This is a genomic window from Leptospira selangorensis, from assembly GCF_004769405.1.
Lineage (GTDB): Bacteria > Spirochaetota > Leptospiria > Leptospirales > Leptospiraceae > Leptospira_B > Leptospira_B selangorensis.
Map to the genome: position 1 here is coordinate 75,508 of NZ_RQES01000005.1, position 22,453 is coordinate 97,960.

At 39.2% G+C, this 22,453-nt stretch carries 16 protein-coding genes and 1 tRNA gene; 4 read left to right on the top strand and 13 right to left on the bottom strand.

Translation table 11 applies throughout. The annotated features are described in order from the left end of the window. From EHO58_RS01925 to rsgA, 5 genes are all read right to left on the bottom strand, one after another. Entirely contained in the window at nucleotides 1-3,573 is a 3,573-nt protein-coding gene (locus tag EHO58_RS01925) for a tetratricopeptide repeat protein (protein WP_135678292.1), read from the bottom strand. Then, the gene (locus tag EHO58_RS01930) at nucleotides 3,573-5,192 is read right to left on the bottom strand and encodes an LIC10124 family lipoprotein (protein ID WP_244241037.1); all 1,620 of its coding nucleotides are present in this window, start codon (nucleotides 5,190-5,192) and stop codon (nucleotides 3,573-3,575) included. The genes EHO58_RS01925 and EHO58_RS01930 overlap by 1 nt, the downstream gene beginning before the upstream one ends. 220 nt (nucleotides 5,193-5,412) lie before the next feature. Continuing rightward, nucleotides 5,413-6,342, bottom strand: a complete 930-nt coding sequence (locus tag EHO58_RS01935; RefSeq protein WP_135627972.1) for a FecR family protein — start codon at nucleotides 6,340-6,342, stop codon at nucleotides 5,413-5,415. 204 nt (nucleotides 6,343-6,546) lie between these two features. After that, nucleotides 6,547-7,860, bottom strand: a complete 1,314-nt coding sequence (locus EHO58_RS01940) for a hypothetical protein (RefSeq protein WP_135627971.1) — start codon at nucleotides 7,858-7,860, stop codon at nucleotides 6,547-6,549. Next, nucleotides 7,844-8,812 carry a ribosome small subunit-dependent GTPase A gene (rsgA, locus tag EHO58_RS01945; RefSeq protein ID WP_135678293.1) on the bottom strand — a complete coding sequence of 323 codons (969 nt, stop codon included), beginning with the start codon at nucleotides 8,810-8,812 and terminating at the stop codon, nucleotides 7,844-7,846. The genes EHO58_RS01940 and rsgA overlap by 17 nt, the downstream gene beginning before the upstream one ends. Before the next feature lie 27 nt (nucleotides 8,813-8,839). On the opposite strand from rsgA, the gene EHO58_RS01950 reads away from it, so the two are divergent. Genes EHO58_RS01950 through thiD form a run of 3 tightly spaced genes read left to right on the top strand, consistent with a single transcriptional unit; the run spans nucleotide 8,840 to nucleotide 11,826 of the window. Continuing rightward, entirely contained in the window at nucleotides 8,840-10,654 is a 1,815-nt protein-coding gene (locus EHO58_RS01950) for a sensor histidine kinase (RefSeq protein ID WP_135627969.1), read from the top strand. Then, nucleotides 10,651-11,004 (top strand): MGMT family protein, encoded by a 354-nt coding sequence (locus tag EHO58_RS01955; RefSeq protein WP_135627968.1) that lies wholly within the window; start codon nucleotides 10,651-10,653, stop codon nucleotides 11,002-11,004. Before EHO58_RS01950 ends, EHO58_RS01955 begins: the two co-directional genes overlap by 4 nt. A gap of 18 nt (nucleotides 11,005-11,022) precedes the next feature. Continuing rightward, nucleotides 11,023-11,826, top strand: coding sequence for a bifunctional hydroxymethylpyrimidine kinase/phosphomethylpyrimidine kinase (gene thiD, locus EHO58_RS01960; RefSeq protein ID WP_135678295.1), 804 nt, complete (start codon nucleotides 11,023-11,025; stop codon nucleotides 11,824-11,826). Here thiD and EHO58_RS01965 read toward each other — a convergent pair. From EHO58_RS01965 to hisB, 6 genes are all read right to left on the bottom strand, one after another. After that, nucleotides 11,823-13,643, bottom strand: coding sequence for a DUF885 domain-containing protein (locus EHO58_RS01965; protein WP_135678297.1), 1,821 nt, complete (start codon nucleotides 13,641-13,643; stop codon nucleotides 11,823-11,825). The two genes, thiD and EHO58_RS01965, sit on opposite strands and share 4 nt — an antisense overlap. An 18-nt stretch (nucleotides 13,644-13,661) precedes the next feature. After that, entirely contained in the window at nucleotides 13,662-14,204 is a 543-nt protein-coding gene (locus tag EHO58_RS01970; protein WP_135678298.1) for a hypothetical protein, read from the bottom strand. A gap of 8 nt (nucleotides 14,205-14,212) precedes the next feature. Beyond that, nucleotides 14,213-15,430, bottom strand: coding sequence for a vitamin K epoxide reductase/DsbA family protein (locus EHO58_RS01975; RefSeq protein ID WP_135678300.1), 1,218 nt, complete (start codon nucleotides 15,428-15,430; stop codon nucleotides 14,213-14,215). Between the two features lie 95 nt (nucleotides 15,431-15,525). Next, nucleotides 15,526-16,260, bottom strand: coding sequence for a 1-(5-phosphoribosyl)-5-[(5-phosphoribosylamino)methylideneamino]imidazole-4-carboxamide isomerase (gene hisA, locus EHO58_RS01980; RefSeq protein ID WP_135627963.1), 735 nt, complete (start codon nucleotides 16,258-16,260; stop codon nucleotides 15,526-15,528). Further along, complete coding sequence (gene hisH, locus EHO58_RS01985; protein ID WP_135627962.1) at nucleotides 16,257-16,889, bottom strand: imidazole glycerol phosphate synthase subunit HisH; 633 nt, start codon at nucleotides 16,887-16,889, stop codon at nucleotides 16,257-16,259. Before hisH ends, hisA begins: the two co-directional genes overlap by 4 nt. Further along, nucleotides 16,886-17,467 carry an imidazoleglycerol-phosphate dehydratase HisB gene (gene hisB, locus EHO58_RS01990; RefSeq protein WP_135678302.1) on the bottom strand — a complete coding sequence of 194 codons (582 nt, stop codon included), beginning with the start codon at nucleotides 17,465-17,467 and terminating at the stop codon, nucleotides 16,886-16,888. Before hisB ends, hisH begins: the two co-directional genes overlap by 4 nt. 115 nt (nucleotides 17,468-17,582) lie before the next feature. Here hisB and EHO58_RS01995 point away from each other — a divergent pair. Beyond that, a tRNA-Leu gene (locus tag EHO58_RS01995) sits at nucleotides 17,583-17,664 on the top strand. Nucleotides 17,665-17,886: 222 nt separating this feature from the next. Here the strand turns inward: EHO58_RS01995 and EHO58_RS02000 are convergent. Continuing rightward, nucleotides 17,887-21,039: an efflux RND transporter permease subunit gene (locus tag EHO58_RS02000; RefSeq protein ID WP_135679079.1), complete on the bottom strand. Its 3,153-nt coding sequence runs from the start codon at nucleotides 21,037-21,039 to the stop codon at nucleotides 17,887-17,889. After that, on the bottom strand, nucleotides 21,026-22,453 hold the full coding sequence (locus tag EHO58_RS02005; RefSeq protein ID WP_135678304.1) for a TolC family protein: 1,428 nt from the start codon (nucleotides 22,451-22,453) through the stop codon (nucleotides 21,026-21,028). The genes EHO58_RS02000 and EHO58_RS02005 overlap by 14 nt, the downstream gene beginning before the upstream one ends.

Here is a 22,453-nt window from a genome sequence, read left to right on the forward strand (position 1 = left end):
TTAGTGATACAATAAAGAGTAAACATTGTCTGAATCTTGGACTAATTTGTAAGTCCAGACAGTTTCTCCTTTTTCATCATATCTGACAGCAGTATTATCTTTATATAATACAATCACATCTTTCTTTTTACCAGGTAATAGACCTTCGACTTCTTTGTTTGAAATTTTAATTTCTTTCAAGCTGGAAGAATCCGCATCTACTCGATAAATTTTATCGTTACCTGCAAACCAAAGAGAATTCCCTCTCACGCTGAAGAGATTAGCGGACTTGTCTGAAATTTCAGTCTTAGTTGCTTTTCCTTTTCCGGAAACATATACGATCTCTTTATCAGTTCGGAAGAATGTTCCATCCTCGGTAGCACCAAGCAATCTTGGATTCGTAGTTCCAGTCCATGCAGAGTCCACATCTTTGCTCAGTTTCGCATCTGCGTATAAGATCTTATCTTCTTTAGAAGAAGATTGGACTAAGAACACTTGTCCCTTTTTAGATGCGGACCAAGTTTTAGTGTCCAAAGGAATCGATTTGTTTTCTTCGAAAGTATCCGAGTAACTGGTTAAGGTTCTTTTTCCGGAATTTTCAGTTTCTACTAAAATCCTATCCCCGGAAACCAATGCCTTCTTGAACATTCCAGGTAGGCTGATTGTTTGGAAAACAGAACCTGAGTTTTGATCTCTGACTTCTAAACTTCTATCAGTGAATGCGTATACTCTGCGATCCGCCAGAACATTGCGGAACGGTTTGGTACTTGTTATTCTCCAAAGACGAATCGCTCTATTTTTATCTAATGCTTCGATAGAAGTTCCGTAATTCATCAATAATAGATCGTTGATAATAACTGGAACCCCGATCAAAGATCCACGATTCGGGAACGGCTGTAAGATCACAGGAGTATCCGAATCGGAAAGAACCAATCTTTCTGCTTGGCCGGAATAAGGAGAATTCGGATATTTTTCTGCGAGTTCTCTTCCTAATTCTATAGCTAATTTTTTATATTCTGCATTTGCAGGATTTTTAGTTTTTAATTCAGAAAGAATTCTGATACGTGCGTGTAAAAACTTCTCATCTCTTTCAAGCTCAAGAGCTTTTACGATCTCAGCATCCGCAGCTTCCAGATCTCCTTTTTTAAAGTAAATGTAAGAAAGTTGAAAATGTGCGTCGGGAAAGTCCGGATTCTTTTTGATGATTTCTTTAAATATCTCTACAGATTGCTCCAAAAGATTATCATTAAAAAGAACGATCCCGATATTATAAGGAGCCAATTCATTTTCCGAATCTGCTTTCATGGCACTTTCGAATTCTTCTCTGGCTTCTTTGCTCTTGTTCTGATTATAATAAGCGATACCTTTACCGATCCTGGAAGCGGTAAACTCAGGATTTAATAACCAAGAACGATTGAATGATTCGATTGCAGTGTCGTAATTTTTCTTTTGGAGAGCAATGATCCCAAGTTGGTAATGGCTATAATAGGAATCTTGTTTTTTCTCTAAAACCTTTTGGAATCCTTTCTCTGCATTATCCACTTCTCCCTTTCTGAGCAAGAAAGCGTAGATTGCTTCTTGGGCGGCTAGATTTTTAGATCCATCAGGAGAATTTTCCAGAAGAGAAATCCCTTTCTCCTCCATTCCCATTGCAAGATAACATTCAGCCACCTTGATATACAGTGTCAGCTTTTTAGTCTTATCATACGCAGATTGGTAAAGAGGAACTGCTTTTTCGTAAGATTTATTATCGAATAGGCGATTTGCTTTTTGGATTGTAGGAACTACTTCCGAGAACTTTCTGTTCTGATCTATAGTTTGTTTAGCTTCCGCGATTTCAGGAAGATCTTTTGTTAATTTTTCAGCCTTCGCCAACCAAGAACTTGCAGAATCGTAGTTTGCTTTTTCGTTCTCTTCTAAAGCTATCTTATAATAAAGAAATGCCAAACGGAATTGGATAGATTCATTATCCGGGTACTTCTTCATTAAATTTTTATAAGTACTTTCTGCTTTATCGAACTCCTTTTTATCTTCGTAAGTTCTTGCGAGAACGATACCTGAAAGCGGATCATTTCCAGTGATTGCTTCCAATTCTTTAGTGTACTGAGCTACTTTAGATTGGTTTTTCCGAGCAGAATAAAGACGGATCAAACCTTGCAGAGCAGGTAGATTTCCTTTTTGGAGACTCAGAGCTTTTAGATAATTCTGCTCTGAAAGTTTAACATCCCCGCTGATCTGATACAAACGACCATAAGCAGTAAAAACTCCCGGGTCATCCTGGTCTTTTGCTTTTGCACGATCGAAATAGGTTTTAGCGGATTTGGTATCTCCTTTACGAAGACGTAAATCTCCTTCATGGATCAACTCGGAAGATTCTAAGAAAGCGGCAACCTTCTTCGTTTCTTCATCCGATTTTAAAGTATCTAATTCATTCTTAGCAGTTTTGTATCTATGCTCCGAAGCTAGAAGATACACAAGATTTAAAACAGGTTCCTTATAATTCGGATCCAGCTCGCGGGCCTTGCTAAAAGAAACCATCGCCTTTGCATTTTCACCCAAAGACTTTTGGTTCAAACCGATTTGATTATAGATAGTTGCGTTTTTAGGAAAGAATGGAATCGCCTTTTCCAGAACGGAAATTGCTTTTGGATTATTCCCTGATTTGCTATAAGCGGATGCAAGACCGGAATATCCTTCTAAATAGTCTGCTTTTAACCTTAGAGAAGTTTCGAATGCTTTAATCGCACCATCAGTATCATTAGAAAGTATCTTCGCATTTCCTAAAAATACAAATGGAGAAGGGTTCTTAGGATCTAATTGGGTAGCAGAAGTAAAATATTGGACTGCTTCTCTGTAACTTTTTGCTTTGAGGGCAGCATTTCCTTTTTCTAATAGACCAGCCACTTTGGTAGCGGAAGCAGATTGTTTAGCGGATGCCAGATCCGGATCCGCATTTCTAGCCTTCTCAAAGTAAGACTCTGCCGCTTCATAATCTTTTACTTGAACTGCAGTATCTCCCAATTGCATGTACAATTGAGCTTTAAATTTGAACTTATCTTCCGGGATGGACTTGAGAGCGGAATACGCCTCATCATATCTTCCGATTGTTTTTAATAATACTGCTTTTTTGAATGTATAAGAGCTTCCGTCTACCTTAGGAAGTTTTTCTAATTTGGAATAAACTTCTAAGGCGTCTTTGTTAGCTCCTTGAGAAGTGTATAAGATCCCAAGAGTCAAAAGAATTTGCTCATTCTCCGGATCTAATTCCGTCCCTTTTTTCAAGGAGTTCAAAGAATCTTCTGTTTTACCTAAACGATATTCGGAAGAACCGATCAGGTAATAACCTTCGGCAGTAGGATATGCTTTTACTGCCTCTCTACCTTTAGAAAGAGAGACTTCGAATTTCCCTTTTTGAAAAGCGGAGTTTCCTTCGTTGATCAGTTTGGATGCTTGTTTTAATTTTTGAGCGGCAATAATGTCTTTTTCTAAGATAGCATCTTGAGAGTTCGACTTTCTGAAATCTTTAGAAATACATTGTACCGCAAAAACGGAAACGATAGAAAATATTATAAAACGAGAAACTATACGATTCATCACTTATATCCCTTATAGAGAATCTTTAGATCTTTGATGGGAGCTTTTTCCCTAAACTCTTCTCCTCTGGTCAAAACGGAAACGGTCCAGAGTCCTCCCGCAGGTAAATCTCCCTGCCAAACCACGTCCCTTCCTAAGTATAGAGACAATTTTTTGTTTTTTAAATCCGTTTTGAATAAGAATGGGCGGCCTATGTCCTTATCCACATCCAGATATTTATAAGTGCTAAGCGTTTTTCCGTCGGAAGGAAATTGGAAGATGGAAACCTTCTCTTTCCCTGCTACAACTCCAAGAGAAAGACCATTCAAATGGAATGTTACTGCGACCGAACCATCTCCATGATCTACAGGAAGTAAGAAATAACCTTCAATCTCTAACTCTTCCGGAATGAATGGAAGGGAATACACTCCGTTCCAACCATTGGACAAGTTTTTCTTTTTCGCGAATTCTAAGCCGTTCGGCCCGAAAGGAGAAAATCCGAATTCTCCGGATGGTTTCCAGAATTCTAACTCGGACAATAATCCATAGCCGAAATAAGGAAGTGCCAATTCTACCAAACGATCCGGTTTCACATCTAAGATACCTTCGTAATATACGTAGGCACCGTCAGCGCTTTCTTTTAGAAGTTCCAGCTGATAAGCACCTGGAGTTAAGTTACTACGAAAGAAAGGAGTTTCTCCCTGCTTATAACCATCCAAAGAAACGGAAAGTCCGTTAGGCACAGTTATTACTTTAGCAGATCCTAATGTACGATCTTCTTCCCATTCTTGGAAGAGGAAACTTTTTTTGCCCGCTCTTACTTGAATAGTCTTAGTGACCGGTTTTTTTCCCTTTAAGATAACTTGTATGTCCTGGATCCCTTCTTGGATTGGGACCTCGGTCAACGGAGTATTTCCCAGTGACTTTCCTTTCCAAAGAATTTCAGTATCTCCAGAGGAAGCTCTGACTGTTAAGGTGCCTTTGATGGAAGAACTTACGATTTCTTTAATTCTAGTTAGATCAGGCTTTCTGTCCCAAACCGGAACTGTGGTTTGTTTAGATTCTAATGAAATTACTCTATCTGAAGATTTCCAGAAGATCGCCTGGTTCCAAGCTCCGACTTCTTCGCTGGATACCGGGCGTTTGAAAGAAAGTTCAAAGTCCCCATAAGATGCCGCATCCACAGAATCTTTTAATTCGAATTTAAAAGTCCAACCTGTATCAGATTCAGTTACTGAACCTAAAACCAGAACATCCACATCTTTGGATTTTAATTCTTGGGTTAATCCGGCTTTATTCTTCCAAATATCCGGAGAAATTTTAGCGTTCGAATATTTTACATCCTTCCAGATTAAACTGATCTCTTGTTCGAAGTAAGAGGCCAATTTTTTATCCACTGATTTAGGATATTCAATAGGAGAGAACGCTAAAATAGGGATCTCATGTCCCGCTTTACGAACCCGAAAGTCAGTGTCGGATTCTCTAAAAATGAATACACTCTCGGAGTCGCCTATCGGCTTGTAATACGGTTCTTGTATCAGCTTAGAAGGTTCGTTTAACTTCTGTACTGAGGAGCAAGTAAGCCCAAAACTCGTAATAAGAGAGAAGATAATAAGATTACGAAATGAATTGTTCCCCATCCCGTAAAAAAATTTCCCAGGGACTGATTTAGCAAATCTTTTCCTAGTTCTGGAGAAAATGAGGGCTTTTTTACAAAGAATTATCCGACCTTGGTTGGTCTTTCTGGAGTATTAGAAAATTACGAATCGTTTACGCAAGAACGCGTATAACAAGAGAAACCCCGCTGCGTAAGCGGGGTCCTAAAGAATTAGAAAAGCGGAAAAGAAGAAGGAAACTTAATTAGAAAGTTTCTTTCGGATTAAGTTTCAACTTTTCTTTTTGAACGTCTTGTTGAACGTATTTAGTTTCGTTCACTTGCTGAGCAGTTCTTGCTACTTCGTCTGCGTTTGCTCTAGTAGCTTCACGTTTCTGCAATTGGGTACGAACTTCTTCCACTGTGGAAGCCTGGCTCAAAATGCGAAGTTCTTCGCTGGATGCTTTCAGCTCATCCACCAGGTTATTATATTCTAAAACGTCGTTTTTCTTGAGAACAATCAATCCTTTCAGTTCTTTTACTGACTCAGGTCTTAAGGAAAGGATCAGTTTTTCAGTCAATTTCTGGTTTTTCTTCAGAGTGATCTCTCTGTTTCTTTCCAAGATGACTTCGGACTCTTCTCCAACTTTAGATACAGCAACAGAACCTTCTAATACTGCGAATTTAACATCGCAATGTGATTCTGCACAGTTTACTTTTTTACCTGTTGGGTTTTCAACAGAAGTTAAGAAAGTAGTTCCGCGAACTCCCGCAAGAGCGGTAGGAGTTACTACGTTGAAGTCTGAGTTTTTGTTCTCTTTACGAACCAGAGTTACGATCCTTCCGTAATTCAGATTGACCTTAACGTTAGTTCCTTCGTCTCCAACCAGTGTAGCAACGGACACTTCACTCTCTTTGGAAACTTTGATGATACCACTTTCGGCAACCATGATCTCTACGGATCCGTTTTTACCGGTAAGGATAGTGTCTGCAGCAGTTACTGTCTGACCGAATTCGGCTTTTTTCTCACCTTCGGCGGACTGGACTTTTACGTCTCCGTTCAACCAAACAATCTTAGCAATAGAAGATACTGCTTCTGATTTAACTTGGCCACTGCTTGTTTTAGGACTACAGGCGATCAGATAGCTGGTTGCCAGTAGAGTCATTAGAATTAGGGTGTTTTTACTTTTTAACATATATTCTCCCCCGCTTTTTAAGCTTAAGAATCCTCTAGATATAACAAACTAACAAGGACTTTTTACCAATACTTCTGTTTAAACTATTTTACAAAAAGCAAAAGATTTGGTTTGGAAAAAAATTTCCTAAAAATGCCCCTTTGGCAGATTATATCGGAAAGCATAAAAACTAACCCTTAAGGGTTAGCAACATGAGAACGAATTCTATTTTTTCTCTGCCTTTTTAGGCTCTACTTCAGGTAAAGAATCCAGTTCTTCTTCCAATTTGCACTTCGGATAATGATCCGCGCTTAGACTAGAGCCTACCCAACCGAATGCTTCTTGAGATGAGATGACGTGAATGTCCCAACCTTGCACTATATTCGGACAATCCCAGACTTTATTCTTACATAATACCTGGCTCGCCTTTGGTTTTGGATAAGCCCAAGCAGCAGGAGGATGAAGGCATTGCATCTCTACTTCTGCCAACTTACGCATACGCTTTACATTTTCTTCAAATTGTTTGAATAAGTTTACCAAAGGGTTAGCAAGTACTTCGTTAAAATAACCTCTGGAAGTGTTATAAGCCAAGAAGTATACCAATTCTTCCATTACATATTCTTTATCATGGGAGAAGGAGCTAACTGTATGAATATATCTAGCGATCTTTAAAGAATCAGTGAGAAGCTCGCGCAACAAATCCTCCGATTTATCCGGAAGTCCGGCGTCTTCTTCGTCATCGGGAGTAGAATCACTTTCTCCATCATCCACCATCATCTCTGCAAAGAAAGTTTCGTCCGGATTTTCTCTCTCATTCTTCTTAGAACCTGAGGCTACAACTTCCACATTGTCTTGAAGCCCAAGCGGAACGTGGTTAGAAGCGGCAGAACATACGAATTCAGGAAGATCCAACTTCTGCATGAAGTTAGCGCATTGTTTAGCGATCCTTGTTTTTTCGGTATCATCCGGAAAAGGTTTATTCCATTGGTCTCCGGTAACCCTCGCGATATCCATAAAGATCCCGCCAAGGAAAGAATATCTACGTAACATTTTATATTTGAGCGCATCAGGGATCAGAACGATTCCCAATGCCAATAAACCTAATTCGCAGATATGTTTGAAAAAGTGAGGATTTGTTTCGTAAACTTTAAAAAGCGCGAGTAAATGTTTCTTATTATTGATCCCGTTACGAATAATTCCCTTAAAATTGAATTTATTCTCTTCGTACATGAACTTTAAGAATTTCTTATCCGTATTCTTAAGTTGCAAAACGATCTTTTCGGCCAACTTGTCCTGGATCTGACCGATTAGTTCTTTGGTTAATTTTATCTTAAATTCAGGATTATACTGACCCTTAATTTCCTTCAATCGGGTAAGAGCAGATTCTTTTACCTGAACTTCTTCCTTTACTAGAATATTACCGCTATTGTCCTCGATCGCATTTAGGAAACGTAACATATTCCCGGCGTTATAGTCGCGTACGAAGTTTAAAACCTCGTCGATCGAGTTGTATTCTACCGATTTAGGATTTACTTTCATTCTTTAAGTGATCTCTACGTGTGATTCTAAACGGGTTTTCCAGGCTTGCAAGCATAGATTCCAAGCTCTTTCTTCTTTCCGTACTTATATCGGTCGCTTCATCCATAGAAAATAACATTTTGCATCCGGGGCCTGCGTCACAACAGTCGGAAATATCACATTCTTCTTTATACTTTCTCAATTCCGGGTAACTTTCCAAGATCTCACCCTTGGTTAAGTGTAAGATCCCCCATTCTTTGATACCTGGAGAATCGATTAATACGATATTATCTTCCATTACCAGAAAGTTTGAGTTTGTAGTCGTATGTTTACCCTTCTTAGTGGAAAGACTGACCTGAGAAGTTTTTTGCAATTCCCTATCCGATAAGACGTTTACTAAGCTAGATTTTCCAACTCCTGAATTTCCAACTAAATAGGTGGTTTTCGAAGAAAACTTTGCACATAGTTCTTCTAGACCTTGGCCGGTCTGACAAGAAACAATAATTATATCATAACCCAGATCTTTATAAACGGAAGAGCGTTTAATCGCAGTTTCTCGGTCCACTAAATCCGATTTTGTGAATACGATTAGGGGAGGGACCTGAGAAAGATAAGCTGCCGCCAAACAACGATCCAAAAATCCATCTTTGGTTTCAGGATCTTTTAAAGAGGCGAGCACTGCGATTTGATCTACATTAGCACAAAGTACCTGTGCATCTCCCTCTTTACTTTTACGTAAAAGTTCGTTTTTGCGGGATAATCTTTCTTCGATGGCCCATTCTCCGCCTGATTCCATCGCACAAACCCTGTCGCCTACAACAAAGGGGTGTCTTTCTTTTGCGGAAATATTTCTGAGCCTTCCTCTAAGTACGGCTCTTACTCTTCCTCTTTCCGGAGAATACAAATCATAGAAGGCCCCGAAGACCCTTGCTATCGTAAAAAACTCCTTTACTGGAATCGTGGAACTAGACATTCTTAAGCCTAATTTTACAGGCACGCGATGAAAATCATACGCAAATTCGGACCAATATTCGGTCTTGTTTTAGCCGCATTCCTTCTGCAATCGGCGCTCATATTCGGTTTGGATTTCAGATCCTTGGATCCGGATCGTACAATCGTGCTCCTAATCAGTTTGCCTTTTACTACATTGGCCGCTGTTTTTGTTTGGATATGGTTCAATGAATTCGGACCTGCATGGAATTTATCATCCGCACTTTCTAAACTGACGGACCAGGAATATGTAAAATACCTTTCTTCGTTAGATAAATTCAAAAGTGACCTAATTGCAACCAACATCACGGAAAGTGTATGCGATAAAATCCTAAAATTTCTCCCAAGTATTATAAACGCGAGCAGAGCTAAAATTTACTTATGGAGAGAAGATCTTGGAAAATTCTCCCCTTATCCGACGGAAACGGGAGAAGATCATTTTTATATCTTCGATCCTTTCCTTTTATGGATTACCGAACACGATAAAATTTTTTATTCGGAAGAATTTGTAGAAAACGCAAAACTACATCAGATCAGAGAACACGCACTTTCATTCGCAGCAAAAACAAAGGCGGATCTACTCGTTCCTTTTATCTTGAACAGAAGTCTTTTAGGGATGTTGGTTTTAGGACCTAAAAATGATGGAAGAAGGTATACTGCTTCCGAATTGGAAAGACTGAACGAGATGCGTTCGGTTTCCGTAATGTCACTTTCTAATTCTATTTTTTACGAAAGACTAATAGAGCTAACTGAAACCCTTGAAGAAAAAGTACGGCATAGGACCCAAGAGTTGGAGAGCGCTCAATCCCAATTGATCATGTCCGAAAAAATGGCTTCCTTAGGAACCATGGTTGCCGGGATCGCACACGAGATCAATACTCCAGCAGGAGTTATAAACGGTTCTGCAGACAATCTAGAATCGAATATGAATTATATCGTAAAGAATGTATTCGAAATCGTAAGATTCGCTAGAAACAAAAAATTAAGAAAATCATTCGAAGTTGCACTTCTTCATATCCTAAGAGACCGAAGAAAAAGTCAGGTCATGGAATCCAAGGACAAGTTCCGCATCAAAAGAGAAATGAAAGAAGAAATGGTCGAAATGGGGATAGACGTTTCCCTAGCGGGGGAAGTGGCCTCTTTCATCATAGAAAACGATATAATGGAAGTGAAAAAGTATATCCTAGAAATTTTGGCACAAGGAGCCAAGCCTGGATATGAGATGCTTAAACATGCGTCTAACACAAACCGAAACATTAAGAATATCAAATATTCTATCAAAAATATAGTTAGAATCGTAAAAGCATTAAAATATTATTCTCACTTAGACCAAAGTAAATCTTTCACCAATGCAGATCTAATAGAAGGTATCGAAAATACTTTAGTGATCATGAATAATCAGCTTAAGTACGGAGTGGAAGTAAAAACGAACTTTTCCACAATTCCTAAAGTTGTATGTAATCCGGATGAATTGAACCAAGTATGGACAAACTTGATCCAAAATGCAAACCAAGCAATCCGAGGGCAGGGTACGATAGAATTATCTGTGTATTCTATCGGTGATACCGTTACGATAGAAGTACAGGACGATGGCCCAGGTATTGATCCTTCTATAAAAGATAGGATCTGGGATCCATTTTTCACTACGAAAGATCAAGGAGAAGGCTCCGGACTCGGCCTTGGTATCGTAAAAGGTATCGTGGAAAAACATAAAGGTAAGATCACAGTGGAATCTATGCCTGGAAAAACCGTATTCAAGGTAGAATTACCTCTTAGGCCTCCTCAACCGAATGCAGAAACAAATCTAGAAAAACCTGCCGTATGACCGCAAAACCAAAAAAGAAAAAGATAGAACCTAAGCCGGAGAACTTTTACGACCTAGTTTATAAAATCGTAAAGAAGGTCCCTAAAGGAAAAGTGACCAGCTACGGCAGAATTGCAGTCTTGGTCGGAAAACCTAGAGCTGCCAGAGCTGTTGGTTATGCATTAAACGCCTTAAAGAAAGGCCAAGAGCAGAAGATACCTTGGCAAAGAGTCATTAATAGTATGGGAAAAATTTCTCACAAAGGTGATACCCCTAGAGCGATCATACAAAAAAAACTTTTAGAATCGGAAGGTATCAAATTTTCTAGAGAAGAGGTCGTGGATTGGAAACGATTCGGCTGGCCTGATTAATTTACTGTAAGGTTACGAATGCAAAAGCCGGTAGTATTAACAATCGCAGGTTCCGACTCCGGAGGTGGGGCAGGGATCCAAGCGGATTTAAAAACTTTCAATTCCACAGGATCTTTCGGAACATCAGTCATCACCTGTTTAACCGCTCAAAATCCGGACGGTGTCACAGGAATATTAGAAATAGATCCTGACTTCTTAGAAAAACAACTTGTAGCAGTACTTTCTTATTTTCCTGTAAAAACAATCAAGACCGGAATGTTATTCTCCGAAAGTCTGATCCTAAAAATTTCTAAAATCTTAAAAGAATATAAAGCTAAAGGACAAAACTTCGACTTAGTTTTAGATCCCGTAATGGTAGCTACAAGTGGAGCTAAACTTTTACAGGACGAAGCGATACAATCTTTAATCTCTGAATTAATACCTATGGCAACCCTTGTTACTCCAAACTTGGATGAGGCAAAAATTTTAGGTTCCGGAGAAATTTCCAAAATAGAATCCATGGAATCGGAGGCGGTTTCTCTTTCTAAAAAATTAGGTGTTCCTGTTCTATTAAAGGGCGGGCATATCAAAAATTCCAAAGAAGCATTGGATGTGTTAGGAATTCCAACTGGAGAAATTTATAAGTACGCGAAACCTTTTGTGGAAGATTTCAATCCACATGGAACAGGTTGTACTTATTCTTCTGCGATAGCTTCTTATCTGGCGCAAGGACTAACTCTTTCCGATTCTATATCTAAGGCTAGGGAATTCCTACACGCTGCCATCTTACAGTCTTTCCCGGCAGGAAAGACGAAGACATTAAATCACAATCCTGTAATCTAATTTTTAGGGGTTAGCCCCAATTCTTCTTTAGAAACTTTTTCTAAAATTTCCAAAGGAAGAGAACCTTTTCCCAAAACGAAGCCATGGTATTCTTTGATATCGAAAGCTTCTCCTTTGACCGATTTCCAATCCTCTCTCATTTTTAAGAAAGAGATCATACCGATCTTGTATGAGCATGCCTGTCCAGGATATACAATATATCTTTCGATCTCTGCAGAGACTTCTTTGGGAGCCATACCGGTATTGTCAGACATATAACGGATGGCATCTTCTCTATTCCAACGTTTGTAATGGATTCCCGTATCCACAACCAAACGAACCGCTCTAAACAACTCGGCTTGTAATCTTCCCAAATCCACATAAGGGTCGGAATAAAAATTATAATCTTTCGCAAGTCTTTCCGCGTACAATGCCCAACCTTCTACAAACGCAGTAAAATGTGTGGTCCTTAATTTTCTTGGAGCGGAAGTTAATTCTTGGGACCAAGCGATCTGCAAATGATGCCCGGGAATTGTTTCATGATATGTTAATGTATTCATCCCGAATTTAGGGATTTCTTTTAAGTCGCGAAGGTTTGCATAGAATACACCGGGACGTTTTCCGTCCAGGCTAGGCTCTTCGTAATAAGCTCCTGGTGCTCCCGCTTCTTTAAATTCAGGAATTCTTTCCACCTGCACTTTCGCTTTAGGCCAAGAAGGAAAGATAGGTTTAGATTTTTCTATAGATTCTTTTAAGATCTCTTTATAAACCTCTATAACTTTCTCTTTTCCTTCCGTAGTGTTTGGAAACTGGAACTCAGGTTTCTCTCTTAGCTGCCTCATAGTAGTTTGTAAATTCGAAACTTTAATCCCTGAACTTTCCAAAATGGATTTCATCTCGGTTTGTATCCTTGCTACTTCCGAAAGCCCGATAGAATGAACTTCCTCAGGAGAAAGATTGGTAGTAGTATGATATTTTAAAGTATGTGCGTAAAATTTTTCTCCATTCGGAAGTTTCCAAACTCCAGCCTTATTATCTGCCGACTTAAGTTGTTGTTCTAGGAAATTTTGAAGTTTAGAATAAGCAGGATAAACGGAAGTTTCTATAATCTTTTTTACTTCTGCCAAAGAAGAAGTTTTTTGATCAGAGAGTATCTCATCGTTCTTCTCTAATTTTTTACGAAGGCTTACATATAAAATATTATCTTCCGGATTTTTAACCCGAAAATTTTTCAGCTCATCCAGAACTCTTCTCAAAATAAAATCTGGAGGAATCACTCCATTAGATTGTCGGACCTCCAGACCTCGGATCACTTGATCCAATTTTTCAGATATCCCTTTCAGTCTAGCAATATAAGATTCCACATCTTCATAATCTTCTATCATATGAGAAGTAGCTAAGAAGGAAGGAATATGATTTTGAACGCCGAATAGCTGATTTACCGGATAAGAATTATAAATGTATTTTTCATAATCGGCCGCAAGTTCAAGATCCCATTCTAAAGCCTTATAATAGATCCGATCTTCTCCGCTTAGTTTGGAAGAATCGTATGTTTTAAGAATTTCTAGATCTCTTTTTGCTTTATCTGCTCTTTCCATTTCTTTTTCCGGAGAAGAGTCGGACCATTTGTAATTATGAGAAGTAATTCCCCAAGAATCCAAAATTCTGAGAGAAGTCAGAGTTTCCGGATCATCCAGGACATTCTCCCAAAAGATCTTTTCATAATATAAACCTAATGTGATCGGTCTAAAATTGATCGTATGCCAAATTAAAATTCCGAAAGAAACGGCAAGTACCGCAATGGTGGATAAAGAGATGATCAGGATCTTCTTCAGCATGGATGAGTACTCCGATGTTTAGAAAAGTGGAATGAGGATTTTAGATAAAAATACTAGTAATAATGTCCAGATCGCGGAAGATGAAGCCGCAAAAGAAAAATGATTTTCCCAATTTAATAAAGGAACACATACGAATAAAAACATTCCGAAATAGGAAAGATAAGGATTACGAAGATAGAGAGTTTTCTGCCATTCGAAAAATCCTTCTCTAAAGTCTTTCGCATCTCCTTTGAACTTATTCAAAAAGATCCATTCTGATACGAATCCGAAGATGGAAAATGTAAAAAAGAAAAAGGAGATGAGAAGTACCCAGGACCAATCCAAGAAAGGAATTGGATTTAATGCGTGTACGATTGGAAACGCAAAAGCTATCAAAGCCGAAAAAGGAAAAAAGAAAGCAGTACGAAATAATCTACTTTCCGATAAAAATTTGAAAAATGGAATTCTTCCAGGCAACTGATACGAACCACAAAACAAACATTTTTCCGAATCAGAAAGAATGGAAGAGCCGCAGTTCCTACAATAGAAATTCTTTTTGGATACTTCGGCTGCTTCCGACACTTAAAACCTCAAACCTTCTTGATTAAACTTTCGATCAAAGCTCTTAAGAAGGCTTCTTTCGGAGTTCCACTTTGGATCGGTTTATTATTAATAAATAAACTAGGCGTGCTATGGATCTCTACCTTAGCTGCATCATCTACTTCTTTATTGATCTGATTCCGAACAGCAGGAGAAGACAAACAAGCACGGAACTGGTTCATATCTAATCCTTCTTGTTGAGCTAAACTTAACACAGACGCAGGTGAATGAGCGATCCTATTTTCAGTATTTCTATACAGTCCTTCGTAAACTGCGGGGAATTTATTTTGTTTATCCGCGCAGATCGCAGCAGAAGCAGCCACACAAGAACTTGCATCCGGGCGAGGAGATTGGACCAATCGGTTACAATTCGCATCCAATGGGAAATTTTTATAAACGATCTTTACTAGTCCTGGATAATCTCTCAAAACTCTTTTCAAGATATGAGAAGTATCCATACAGTGACCACAATTGAAGTCAGCAAACTTTACGATTGTGATCGGAGCATTAGGATCTCCTTGTATAGAAGAACCTTGTAGATCAATTGAAACTGGTTGCGCTTTTTCATAATCCGACAATTGTTTTTGGATCTGAGCGACACCTGTGTGTTCTCCATCTACTAAAGAATCATGAAAGGATTTTCCTCCGATCTGACCCGCGGCTAAGAACAATAAAACTACTATGTATGTATTTAAACCTTCTACTTGCAGGATACCTAATGCTTTTTTCAAGGATTTGTCCTTATAGTCTTTAATTTGGAAGAAGGTTCCAGCAACCAGGATCAAAGTAGAGATCCAAGTAAGTGCACAAAGTCCGCAGATCGCATCTATATAGAATACGGATGCGGAGAATAATCCAAGATCAATTACTAATGCTACAAGCAAAATGTAAAAGGAAAGAAGAAGATATCCTTCTTTGTTTTCAGGACTTTTTTCGGCTCGGATAAAAAGGTATGTAACAAATCCGTAAAATGCCAATCCGAAAAGTGCGATCGGAAGATCTCCTAACCAAGGAACGTTTCTGATAGCGGAGATGCTACTTTCTGAAACCTTGGAGCAAGAACCAGATTCGCTGACTACATCACAAAGAGATTGTGCAAGTCCGTCCGCAGTTTCTCCGCCGAAATATTTTCTGATCAATAAGAACGAGATAAACGCCGCGATACCGGAAATTACGGCAAGAATAGAGCTAGGGGACAGTTTTTTCATTCGGGACTCCGATTATAAAATACCTTTATACGTACCTGGAAGGCATAAGGAAAGAAAAAATATGCGAATCTGTACTTATAAAAGGGAATTAAAAATTAATCAGAGCCGAGGCTTGTAATTGCTTCGGCCAGATCTATTTTGCCTTCATATAAAGCTTTTCCAGTAATCACACCGTACATCGGAACAGAAGTCCCCAATGCGGATAGCGCCATGATATCTTTCAAAGAAGAAATACCGCCGGATGCAATTACTTGAAAATTATATCTACTTAAAATTTCCTTATATGCATTAAGGTTTGGACCCGCCAAAGTTCCATCTTGGGCGATATCCGTAAAAATAATATTACGGATACCTACTTGTTGCATTTTTTCAAGAAGGTCCAAGTATTTCACACCCGAGTCTACTTCCCAACCTGCAATTTTGACTATGCCGTCTCTAGCATCCACCGCCACAACGATCCTGTCTTCTCCGTATTTTTTCAAAGCGAAGTCCAATAGTTCAGGATTATTAACCGCAGCAGTTCCAAGAATAAAACGATCAATACCGATTGAATCGTAATATTCCAACTTCTCCTTATCTCTGATCCCGCCACCAAGTTGGATTTTCAGCTTAGAAGATTTACGAATTTTTGAAATAGCTTCCGTATTGATACCGATCTGGTTTCTTGCACCGTTCAAATCAACAAGATGTAAGAGAGTAGCACCGTTTCTTTCGAAACCTTCTGCAAGTTTCCAAGGTTCAGTCGAGTAGATTGTTTTTTCGTCGTAATTGCCTTTGAATAATCTAACAGCGCAATTATCCAACAAATCGATGGCTGGAATTAAAATCATAAGGATTGAATAAAGTTCTCCAGAATCTTTAGACCGAAGGAATAGGATTTTTCAGGATGGAATTGTGTTCCGAAAACGTTTCCTTTCTCAACCACTGCCGGGAACTTCTCCCCATAATAATCGCAGAAGCCAGTGATCGCGGAACTCTCCACTCCAACGGGACGGTAGGAGTGTATAAAATATGCGAAGGATTCGTCTTCTAAATTTTTCAATAAATTACTTTTAGAAGGATTTCTTTTATATAATTTATTCCAACCGATATGAGGAACCTTGTAATTTTTTCCCTTAAACTTTCGGATCTTACCTTTAACATAACCTAGTCCGGGAACAGTCGTATTATTATTTCCGGAAATAACCTCGTCCGAATCTTCGAACAAAATTTGAAAACCGATACAAATCCCGAATAAAGGTTTTTCTGCCTTTACGTGGTCATCTACAAAAGTTCTCAAACCGGATTCATTCAGATTTTTCATGGCCTTATCAAAATGCCCATCACCAGGAAGAATGATCGCATCCGCCTGTTTCAAAACGGATGGTTCCTTAGTATAAGAAAAATCTTTTGTGAAGAGTGAGATCGCCTTTAAGCAGGAGTGAATATTCCCCATTCCATAATCAAGAACGGCTATCATTCCAAAACACCTTTGGTAGAAGGAATTGCTCCGCCCGCAGCAGGATCTATCTCGATCGCCATTCTCAAAGCCTTACCGAAAGCTTTAAAAATGGATTCATGGATATGATGGCGATTTTCTCCGTAATGAACATGAACGTGAAGATTCATCTTAGCATTCAAAGCGAACTTCTGTAGGAATTCCAACGATAGTTCTGCATCATAAATTCCAAACTTACCTACAAGTTCAGGACCGGTATATTTATAATAATATCTACCACCTAAGTCCACGGCAACAGTTGTTAGGACCTCGTCCATTGGAAGAGTATAATGGCCGTATCTTCTGATACCTGCCTTGTCCCCCAACTGCTTATGAAGAGTCGCGCCAAGAAGGATCGCGGTGTCCTCAACACTATGATGGCAATCGATTTCTATGTCACCTCGCAACCATAGATCAATATCCAGAAGACCATGTTTGGAAACATGGGAAAGCATATGCTCGAAAAACGGAATTTGAGTATCGAATTTATAATTACCTTTGCCCCGAATATCCAGGGAGAGCTTGATGTCCGTCTCCGAAGTTTTGCGTTCTTCTTTCATTCTATCCTGACCCTACTTTCCTCTTAATTATCGTGTCAATGAATTCCAAAAATAAGCTGACGGAAAGTCCTTAAAGGCAAAATTATCCGTAGGGAAACAATCCCTCCAACCACTAGCCGAAGTGGCGGAATTGGTAGACGCACTGGTTTCAGGTACCAGCGGGTAACACCGTGGGGGTTCGAGTCCCTTCTTCGGCAAAATCAAGCAATACAATAAAATTCAAGACTCGAACGGTCGAACTGGTAAGCGAAAATAGCAACCCATAGGGAGCGTAAGTTTTCGCGACCGAAGCACAGGATGTGCTGAGGCCAGTGAGACACGCCGCGGAACTAAGTTTTGCAGGATGCGAAACTGTGAAGCGGGCGAGTCTCACTAGGCAAAAGTAAACTGCGTAGAGGCGAGTCCCTTCTTCGGCAAAATCACCCTCTTCTTTCAGAAAACCAAAAATAAAACGCAGGAACGACGAACCTACTTAGCACAGTCGCCGCAATCTCTCCGAAAATTAAAGACACTGCCAAGCCTTGAAAAATCGGATCGAATAACATTACGGAAGATCCAACTATCACCGCCGCTGCAGTCAAAAACATAGGTCTAAAGCGAACCACTCCCGCATCTAAGACCGCTCTTTTTAAATCCTTTCCCGATTGGATCTCAGCCTGAATAAAATCGACTAAGATAATTGAGTTCCGAACTATAATCCCAGCACCGGCAATAAATCCGATCATAGAAGTCGCAGTAAAATAAGCACCAGAGATCAAATGTCCCGGGATAATCCCGATAAGAGAAATCGGTATCGGCGCCATTATTATAATTGGAAGTTTATAATCCTGGAACCAGCCGAGCACCAAAACATAAATTAAGATCATCACAACCGCAAACGCTCCACCTAGATCACGAAAGACTTCGTACGTTATAAACCATTCTCCGTCCCATTTTATAACCGGATGTTTTGTATTCCAAGGCACCTCGGAAGTGTAAATCGGATATTGGATTTTAGGGCTGAGAGAAAGAATTCCGTAAACCGGCGCTTCTTCTTTTCCTGAAAATTCAGCCGTCACATATTCCAAAGGTTTTAGATTTTTTCGATGAAGTACTTTTGAAGAAATTTTTTCTCCTTCTCCAACTAAATTTTTAGGAGAAACAGATCCGGAAAATTGAGAAGATAGATCCCAACTGGAGAATGGAGAATGTGAAGATCTGAATTCGTTTGGAACAGACAAATCAACTGAAATATCCTCTGAATGTTCCGATTCGGATAAAATGAACACAGGAGTTTCTCCGAAAAACAATCCTGCATTTTTTGCCATTACGGAAGAAGGAATTCCAACAAGTCCTCCTTTATCAAACTTGAAAGGGTATTTTATCTTAGGCCTGACTTCGGAAAGACTGGAATCTAGATCTACAATTCCTTCTTGGGCTTCTGTGATAGAACGGATCTCTCGAGCAACTTTGATCCTTTCCTCCTCGGTCGGCCCGTATATTTCTATGACTAAGGTAGAAAGTACCGGAGGCCCAGGCGGAATTTCCAGTACCTTGCTAAGTACAGAATTTTCCTTATTATATTTTTCTAAAATAGGGCGAATAGTTTCTATAATTTCGTGACTCTTTTTCTTTCTAGAATCTTTGTCTTTTAAAACGATATGAAGATCCGATTTCCATTCCTCTCTTCGCAAAAATGTATGTTTTACCATTCCGGAAAAGGAGAAGGGTGCGGGCTCCCCTGCAAAGATTTGGACCTTCTCTATATTTTCTTCCTTAAGGATCGATTTTGCAAGTTCCGAACTTAATTCTACCGTTTTAGAAAGAGGGGTTCTTGGATCAAAATCTAATATGATTTGGAATTCGTCCTTATCATCAAAAGGTAACATCTTAACTTTCACCGTTTTAAATGCCACCAGGGAAACTGAAATACCAAATAACGCAATGATCAGAACGATCATTTTTATCAGGTTTAATTTAGATTCTAAAAGCCATCCTGCAACCTTTAGGTAGATCGTATCTAAGCGTGAAATTTTCGGTTTTGTTGTTCCCCCGATATGTTTTTTCAAAATCCTTAGACTGATCCAGGGAATGACCGAAAAAGCTACGAATAAGGAAAGAAGCATCGCAAGACTAGCTCCGACTGGGATCGGCTTCATATAAGGTCCCATCAAACCCCGTACGAAGGCCATAGGCAATATTGCAGCAATTACTGTAAAGGTAGCCAATATGGTCGGATTTCCTACTTCAGAAACTGCATCTAAGATGGACCTGATCTTTCCTTTATTTCCAGGAAACGCAAGATGCCTTTCTATATTTTCGACCACAACGATTGCATCGTCTACGAGTATACCTATCGAAAAAATTAAGGCGAATAAGGTAACACGATTTAGAGTATAATCTAGAAAATAATAAATTGCTAATGTAAGAGCTAAGGTAACCGGTATCGCTACGAATACTACGAAAGAAGCTCGTATCCCCATCCATAAAGCTATCAAAACAGAAACGGAAATAGTTGCTATAAGAAGATGTTCAATCAGTTCCTTAGATTTTATCCCTGCAGTTCTGCCGTAATCACGTATTATGCTTAGTTTTATTCCGGTCGGAAGATCTTTTCTAAATTCATCTGCGCGTTCTCGGATGATTTGTGCTAATTCTTCTACGTTCGTTCCTTTTCTTTTGGAGAATACGATCGTGACAGCGTTTTCTCCGATATCAGGATTTTCTTTTTGAAAGAAGAAGGATTGTCTGCTTCTTTCTTGAGGTCCCTCGTATACCTGAGCTATATCCCCTAATTTAACAACTCTTCCCCAACTTTGTTTGATCGGGATTTTTTTGAGATCTTCCATAGTTCGGATCGAAGAACCGATCTCTATATCATATACGTTTTTTGTTCCCCAGTTTTTTCCTGCCGGAAAATCGGAAGAGTTTGCCTTAAGACTTTCTGCTAGTTGTATAAAATCCACACCAAATTCTTTCATTCGTTGTGGGTTCGCGATCACCCTGACTGATCTTTTTCTTCCACCTAATAATTCCACCTTGGAAAGATCAGGGGTAGAAGATAGCTCTCTTGCTAAAGGAGAAATCAAACTACGAAGAGAATAATCATCCGTTTCTGCCGAACTAAAAGTAAGAGCTAAAAAAGGAACATCATCAATCGTATAAGAATTTACTGATGGATCGGAAGTATTCGAAGGAAGTTGATTTTTAATTTCTAAAATTTTATGGTGTATCTTAACCAAAGAAGGCTCTAAGGGTTCTCCTACCTTAAAGCGAACAGTAATCAATGATTGATGATCTCTAGTTGCAGAATAAACATATTCCACTCCTTCCAGCCCCCATACGGATCTTTCCACCGGCTCGGTAATTTTTCTTTCCATCTCATTCGCTGAGTATTGAGGAGAAAAAAATGAAATATCCACCATAGGAACTGAAATCTGCGGTTCTTCTTCCTTCGGGGTTAGATATACCGACAAAATTCCTGCAAGGATACTCACTACCGCAAAGATAGGAGTCAGTTTGGAACTGATAAATTTGCCTGCTAGTATTCCTGCGAAACCTTCCGACTGGGTTTGTTTATTATTTTCGTTCATCATTTTCCTCAGAATAAAGGATGAGTTGAGCTCTCGTTCTTAAATATTCCAAATCCATAAACTCTTTCCTGGACAAAGCGTCGGAAGTTCTTGAAAAACTTTCAGCCAAACTAGAGGCGGGAATATTTCCTCTTTTGAATAATGTTTGGGAAAGAAGAAGTTGTTCATATTGTATCCGATAGGCTTGTTCGGAATCTTTTCTATTTTCAGACAATACTCTTTCCTTTTCTAAAAGGATCTTAAACTCTGAGTTTTCTTTTAATCTTGCTTCTTTCGCTTTGGTTTCTGCCGCTTCAGCCTGGATCATTGCTTCTTTTTTGGAGCCTAGATCAGTAGGATTAAGAAGATTCATCTGCAGGAAAACTCCCGCATTATAAGAATTTGCAAAGTTCCTATCACCGTTATATCCGTACGCTTCTGCATAAACTCCTACCTTAGGCAGAAATTTAGAATTCTCCATTGTTACTTTTTGTTTTGATATATTTGAATGAGATTCCAGAATTTTGGAAATCGCAGTACGTCTCTCAGACTCGGAAGATGGTAATGGCAAAACCTCTTCGTAAAAATGTAAGGAAGAAGTCTCAGCCGGTGTAAAATTTTCGAGCGAACCTCCCGAAAGTATCCTAATCGATTCTAAGGATTCCTTTCTATATAGTTCCTTTTCCTTTATCTCCGAAGACACTCTCAGTTGAACGGATCTTAAAGCGAGAGAACCGGAATGACCGATCGGGTTTCCGGCAGTATCCAATCGATACGAGTTCACGAAAAAATCCAATTGGCGGAGGATTTTTTCCCTTTCCTTAACTCCGCCTGAAAACACTAAAGAAGAATGGAACGCTACAGCAGTTTGAATATATAAAGTTTTTCTAAAATATTCTGATTCGAGAACATAAGATTGAAGTTCTTTATCTTTAATTTCCTTAAAAGCTTTTCCGGAACCTCCTTCGTATACCGGAAATTCCAGGCCCAAAGTTCCTCTGGAATACATATTAGTACCCGGATGATTCAAAGTATCTTTCGCAAAAATATTGGCTGAATTCGGATTTATGTTTTGATAGAGCTGGTTATTCGAATCTAGAAAATTGGAAAGATTAGATCGATTGCTCGCAGTCGAAAAATCTGATTGAGTAGCTGATCTTTGTCCTAGTTTTCCGGTAAAATTTAAGATAGGATCGTTCGTTTGATAAGTGCGAACATCGGTATACAATTTGGGAAACCAATGCAAACCCGCTCTATTGCTTGCGGATTTCGCAGCTTCTATTTCCAAACTTTTAGTTTGTAAAGAAGGAGAATTCCTAGCTACCTTCTCCCATACGGAAGAGAAATCCATACTAGAATCGGAGGCTTTGACGGAAAGAGGTATTATGAAGAATACCCCGCCGAGTATCAGCGATAAAGCGGATCTAGATTGCAT